This is a genomic window from Streptomyces sp. NPDC057271, assembly GCF_042668715.1.
Classification (GTDB): domain Bacteria; phylum Actinomycetota; class Actinomycetes; order Streptomycetales; family Streptomycetaceae; genus Streptomyces.
This window is the reverse complement of the sequence record NZ_JBHUYJ010000205.1, coordinates 1-5,078: the sequence shown is the minus strand read 5'-3', so window position 1 is coordinate 5,078 and position 5,078 is coordinate 1. Positions and strand designations below refer to the sequence as shown.

The 5,078-nt window shown below is 66.1% G+C and carries 4 protein-coding genes and 2 pseudogenes; 5 read left to right on the top strand and 1 reads right to left on the bottom strand.

Features of this window, described 5'->3' with window-relative positions; translation table 11 throughout:
• From ACFUJR_RS38745 to ACFUJR_RS38730, 4 genes and pseudogenes are all read left to right on the top strand, one after another.
• Positions 1 to 132, top strand: a pseudogene (locus tag ACFUJR_RS38745) (IS630 family transposase); the annotation flags it as partial.
• Between the two features lie 288 nt (positions 133 to 420).
• A pseudogene (locus ACFUJR_RS38740) lies at positions 421 to 903 on the top strand (IS110 family transposase); the annotation flags it as partial.
• Positions 904 to 943: 40 nt separating this feature from the next.
• The gene (locus ACFUJR_RS38735) at positions 944 to 2,014 is read left to right on the top strand and encodes an IS110 family transposase (RefSeq protein WP_383180857.1); all 1,071 of its coding nucleotides are present in this window, start codon (positions 944 to 946) and stop codon (positions 2,012 to 2,014) included.
• Between the two features lie 25 nt (positions 2,015 to 2,039).
• Positions 2,040 to 2,252 carry an integrase core domain-containing protein gene (locus ACFUJR_RS38730; protein WP_383180860.1) on the top strand — a complete coding sequence of 71 codons (213 nt, stop codon included), beginning with the start codon at positions 2,040 to 2,042 and terminating at the stop codon, positions 2,250 to 2,252.
• 338 nt (positions 2,253 to 2,590) lie between these two features.
• Here ACFUJR_RS38730 and ACFUJR_RS38725 read toward each other — a convergent pair whose 3' ends face one another.
• Positions 2,591 to 4,177, bottom strand: a complete 1,587-nt coding sequence (locus ACFUJR_RS38725) for a S8 family serine peptidase (RefSeq protein WP_383180862.1) — start codon at positions 4,175 to 4,177, stop codon at positions 2,591 to 2,593.
• A gap of 614 nt (positions 4,178 to 4,791) precedes the next feature.
• Here ACFUJR_RS38725 and ACFUJR_RS38720 point away from each other — a divergent pair.
• Positions 4,792 to 4,947 (top strand): hypothetical protein, encoded by a 156-nt coding sequence (locus ACFUJR_RS38720; protein ID WP_383180865.1) that lies wholly within the window; start codon positions 4,792 to 4,794, stop codon positions 4,945 to 4,947.
• Positions 4,948 to 5,078: the final 131 nt, after the last annotated feature.

Genomic DNA, 5,078 nt, shown 5'->3' with positions numbered 1-5,078 from the left:
GCGATCAGCACCAAGGGCCGGATGCACTTCATGGTCTTCACCGAGAGCTTCACCGCCGAGGTGATGTGCCGCTTCCTGGACCGGCTCGCCGGCCACTTCAACCACAAGGTCCATCTCGTGGTCGACGGGCATTGAATCGTTCCGGGTTCGGTAGGGACTCGATCATTTGAGAGGATCGAGTCATGGCACGTCCTATCTATTGGTGTGGGTCTGAACTGGTCACTCGTAAGATCGGCGAGGCCCAGGGGCCCGGGGTATGGCTGTCATGGCTGAGCCGCTGGATGGCTTAAAGGACATGGCCGCCCCGGACCCCGCGACGACTCGACCGCCAATTGGGAGACGCGACTCGATCGCTGCATAGGACAACGTCGGCGAGGTCGTCTGCTGGGTTGACGTAACGACGAGCTGGCGGAGGTGACCGTGCCCGAGATCTGGACCGGAGTGGACATCGGCAAGACGCACCACCACGCGATGGTGATCAACGCGGACGGCGAACGGCTGCTGTCCCGCCGCGTCCACAACGATGAGTCCGAGTTGTTGGAGCTGATCGGTGATGTCCTGGCGATATCCACCGACGCTCTGTGGGCGGTCGACCTCAACCACGGCGGCGCCGCCCTGCTGATCGGACTGCTGCTCTCGCACAACCAGCAGATGACCTACCTCACCGGCCTCGCCGTGCACCGGGCCTCCGCGTCCTACCGGGGCGAGGGCAAGACAGACGAGCGCGATGCCTTCGTCATCGCGGACCAGGCCCGCGTCCGCCGCGATCTGGGAGTGCTGCGGCCCGGTGACGAGCTGGCTGTCGATCTGCGCACGCTGACCACTCGCCGCCTGGACGTCGTCTTCGACCGCACCCGGCAGATCAACCGACAGCGTCCCCGTGACAGTCCTGTCCGCCCGGCCGGCGACAGCGTGCCCCACGCTACCGGCCGGAAGGAACATCATGGAGAGCCTCGAGCAGCCCAGGTCCGGGCATGTCGTGATCGGCGTCGACACGCACAAGCACGTCCACGTCGCAGCGGTGATGGACACGATCGGCGGGATCCTGGCCACCTTGACCATTCCCACCGATACCGGCGGCTTCCAGCAGCTGGCCAACTGGGCGGCCTCGTTCGGCAGAGTGCTGGCTTTCGGGGTCGAGGGCACCGGCTCCTACGGCGCCACGCTGACATCGTTTCTCCGCAGGAACGGTCACAAGGTGGTCGAGGCCGGCCGTCCGGACCGGCGACTGCGGCGCATGAACGGAAAGTCCGACACCCTGGACGCCGAGAACGCCGCCCGCGCCGTGCTCGCCGGGTTCGCGACCGCCACGCCGAAGACCGCCGACGGCGAAGCCGAGATGATCCGCCAGCTCAAAATCGCGCACGACCAGGCCGTTGAACAGCGCGCCGCGGCCATGGTCACGATGAAGGCAATACTGGTCCACGCCCCGGACACCCTGCGCCAAGAGACCGCGGGCAAGACGCAGATCAGCCTGGCACGGCACCTGGCAGCCCTACGTCCCCGCCGCCTGGAAGAACCCGAGGACGCACTGCGCCACACCCTGCGGACACTCGCCAAGCGATGGCAGTACCTGGACGCCGAGGCAAAGGAGCTGACGAAGATGATCGGCGGCCTGGTCCAGCGGGCCGCCCCGCAGCTGCTCGAGCCGTTCGGCATCGGAGCGGACACCGCCGCGGAGATCCTCGTCGTCGTCGGCGACAACCCCGAAAGGATCAAGTCCGAAGCAGCCCTCGCCAAGCTCGCGGGGATCGCGCCCGTTCCCACCGGCTCCGGCATCACCAGCGGCAGGCACCGCATCAACCACGGCGGCCACCGGCAGCTGAACGCCGCGATCTACAGAACCGTCATCGTCCGGATGCGATTCCACCAGCCCACGATCGACTACGTGGCACGCCGAACCGCTGAAGGCAAGACGAAACGCGAGATCATCCGCTGCCTCAAACGCTACGTCATCCGCGAGGTCTACCACCTGCTCCGACCCACCCCCCGGACAGCCTCTGCGGCGAGTTGACAACTATAGGAGCGTCAACGCGCTGATGGAGTCCACGCTCGGTCTCTTCAAAACCCAAGTGATCAAGCCGCAGCGGCCCTGGCGATCCCTCGCCCAGGTCGAGCTGGCCACCGCCGAATGGACCGACTGGTACAACCACACCCGGCTCCACGGTGAGATAGGGCATATCCCGCCCGCCGAATACGAAGCCAACCACTACCTGGGCACCACAAAAGCCCAGGTCACAACCAACATCTGAGATCTCTACCGAACCCGGAACGGTTCAGATGCCTGGGCGGAGGAGTAACCCAGCAGCCAGTTGGGCGCCACCTCAAAGCCCGGCCCTTCAGGGCCGGGTCAAGTTGACACGACGTCATGCTCTGTTGAGCGACAGCAGACCCGGGGAAAGCGCGTCGACCGGTGGCCGGGCCGCCTGGCTCCGTGGAAGAGCGCACGTGGCGGCCGGCTACCGGCCGACGGCTAACGAGCCTCTGGGCTCGCTATGGTGGGCTCGGCTGAGCGAGCCTGGGATTCAGCGATCTGGCTCGCCTGGACTCCTCTACTCCGAACGGCTCCGAGGTTGGAGTCGTCCGGTGGTCAGAACTGCAGCTTGAAGTTGAGGATCTTTCCGGTAGAGCCTGTGGCGGTGTCGTAGACACGAAGCGACCACGTGCCGTTGGGGGGAACGTCGGTTGCGACGAGAGGAACGTTGGCGAGCGTGAGGTCAGCTCCGGTGCTGGTGTTGGGGCTGTAGAGCCGCCAGGACTTGCCGTTCGGTGCGAACAGGTCGACCTGCAGCTGACCCCGGCTCGGGTGCTGGATGGATGCCGACACCCTCAGATACGTGCCCATCGCCGTCCCCGGATCTGCCTGGTCCGAGACCGACAGCTGGGAGAACGCGGTGCCGCCGTCGGGAATGCTGACGGGGGTGTATCTGACGTAGTGACCACCCGTGTGCAGCATGCGCGCTGCGTTGGCGGAAGGCTCACTTGTGATGGCGTTCGGGGTCGCCTCGGAGAGCAGTGCGGTCCTCAGGAGGCTCGGGGTCGAGAGCGATCCCCGCTGGCGGCCGAGCTCGGCAACCTGTCCTGCTACCAGGGGAGTCGCGTATGAGGTACCACCGCCGCTGGTGACGGCGGTGTCGCTGCCGTTGGACGCGGAGGTGGCCGAGCCCGGAGCGTACAGATTCACGCAGCTGCCGTAGTTGGAGTAGTTGGCGCGAGTGTCGCTTCCGGCCGCGGTCGCGGCGACGGTGATGGTCGACTTCAGGCGGGAAACAGCCTTCGTGCAGGCGTCCTTGTTGTCGTTGCCCGCCGCGACGACCCAGGTGAATCCGGCCCCGACGGACCGGTTCACCGCTTCTTCGATCAGATCGCCGACGGCACCTATGTTGAATCCGTAGGAGAAGTTGACGATGGCCCGAGGGTCGCCGTTCTCCGTGATCCAATTGACCGCCTCGACAGTGTCGGCTCCCGTCGCACGTCCGTCGCACTGGCCGATGCGTACGGCCTTGACCGCTGCGCCGCGTGCCACACCATGGGTGTCGCCTGCGGCGAGGCCGGCGACGAAGGTGCCGTGGCCGTGGCAGTCCATGCCGTAACCAGCGGACCCTTCAGGAAGGGTCGCGTCGAAGGCCACGCTGGCCCTGCCGCCGAAGATCTCGTGGGTGGTGCGCAGTCCCGTATCGACAACGTAAATGGTTCTTCCACGGCCGATGTTCGTGCTGTCGCCGTTGTACTTGCCGTCCAGCGGGTAGACGCGCTCGTCGATCCGGTCGAGATGGGCAGGTGCGCTGGGCTGAACGTCGGCCGTGTGGCCGTACTCGTCCTGTACAACCCTGTCGACGCCGGGTTCGGCGGCGAGTCTGCGGGCGTTCGCCTCGCTCATCCTGGCCGAGAAGCCCACGAGGCTGCCCTTGAAGACCTTTCCGGCGCGGCCGTGGTACTTCTTCGCGAGCTTGGCGGTCTTTCCTTCGAGACCCTTGATCGAGGTCCCGTTCTTCATGATGACGATGTACGAGTCCGGTACGGCGGTGGCTGCGGATGCCGGCCGGAAGTCACCGGCGTCCTGCGTCGACGGGGCTGCCGCGACGAGGCCGGTGGTCAGAAGGCCGGCGCAGACCAGTGCCGCTGAGCCCCGGGTCAGACGGGCGGAGGCCCTTCGCGGGGTAGTGGACGAATTCACGGTTGATGCCCTTTCAGTGATGCGTGCGCTGTGCCGTTCGCGCCTGCGGGTCGGGGAATCCGAGCCGCAGGCTGTCACACAGCGGCTACCAATCAGTACGGATCGCTGGGAGAGGGCGGATCGAGCTCTGCGTGACAGCCACGTCACAGAGATGTCCGAGAATCGCAACGAGGCCTTTCGTGCAGACAGTTGTTCACCGAGAGAGCGCCCGGCTGGCGTCATTGACCGACCCCGTCCCGTCCATGGCTACGAGGCTCGTCTGGATCGGAGCTTCGGACGGCCTTTGTGCCGGATGCGCCATGGCGCACGCTCAACTTTTCGATTCCCGCAGAGTGTTCGCACCGCAGTGGTACGTGATGGCCCCACCACAGGCCCGGCGGATGGGGTGCCTGATGGGCAGCGCGGTGGCCGGCAGGGCTGCCTGGCCGTTCCGGTGTGCGGGGGTGGGGCCGTCAGGCGGCCTTACGCTCGTTGGCTTCGTAGGTGGCAACGGGGTTCTGGCACAGATCTTGGGGAGTCGTCGCGGAGGGTGACGACGGCAAGCGGCCGGCGGCTCCCGACTTCGTACGGCGGGACTTCACCACGGACGCTCCGGACCAGGTGTGTGCGGCGACATGACCGAGATCACCACCGGTGAGGGCAAGCTCTACCTGGCCACCGTCATCGACCTGTTCTCGCGCCGGCTGCTCGGCTACGCGATGGGCGCACGCCATGACGCCCGAGCTGGTCGTGGCGTCCTTGAACATGGCAGCGGCCACCCGCGGCGGTGACGTGAAGGGCGTGATCTTCCATTCCGACCGCGCCTGCCAGGGCGGATTCAACTGGTCGTCGCAACACCTTGATTTCGGAGGTGTTCAAGATCGCTACGGAGGACTGGAGCCGGAAGACCGGCGATGTGCCC

Excerpts from the sequence above, each read along its gene's own strand:
- ACFUJR_RS38735 (WP_383180857.1), top strand. The coding sequence starts at position 944 with ATGGAGAGCCTCGAGCAGCCCAGGTCCGGGCATGTCGTGATCGGCGTC.
- ACFUJR_RS38720 (WP_383180865.1), top strand. The coding sequence starts at position 4,792 with ATGACCGAGATCACCACCGGTGAGGGCAAGCTCTACCTGGCCACCGTC.
- ACFUJR_RS38730 (WP_383180860.1), top strand. The coding sequence starts at position 2,040 with ATGGAGTCCACGCTCGGTCTCTTCAAAACCCAAGTGATCAAGCCGCAG.